Origin of the sequence: Mesorhizobium sp. M00.F.Ca.ET.216.01.1.1, assembly GCF_004010325.2 — a bacterium.
Lineage (GTDB): Bacteria > Pseudomonadota > Alphaproteobacteria > Rhizobiales > Rhizobiaceae > Mesorhizobium.
Window position 1 is genome coordinate 1 of the sequence record NZ_SADR02000215.1, and the last position, 377, is coordinate 377.

The following is a 377-nucleotide window of genomic DNA, read 5'->3' on the forward strand; positions in this document are numbered from 1 at the left end:
GACGGCTTCCGCAACTACGTCGGCGGCAGGCTGCCGATGTCGGTCGAGGCGATGCTGGTCGACCGGGCGCAGCTGCTGACGCAGACGGCGCCCGAAATGACGGTGCTGGTTGGCGGCCTGCGCGTCCTCGGCGCCAATCACGGCGGCTCGAAGCATGGCGTGTTCACCGACAGGCCCGGCACGCTGAGCAACGACTTCTTTGTCAACCTGCTCAGCATGGCGACAATCTGGGATCCGGCATCGGAGCCGGGCTCGGACGAGGTCTATGAAGCGCGCGACCGCAAGACCAAAGAGATCAGGTGGACCGGCACCCGCACCGACCTGATCTTCGGTTCGCACGCGCAGTTGCGTGCATTTGCCGAGGTCTACGCCTCGGC

General features: G+C 66.0%; 1 protein-coding gene. It reads left to right on the forward strand.

From position 1 onward, the window contains the following. On the forward strand, positions 1-377 hold a 377-nt coding region (locus EN859_RS35795; protein WP_348632970.1), incomplete at both ends, for a peroxidase family protein.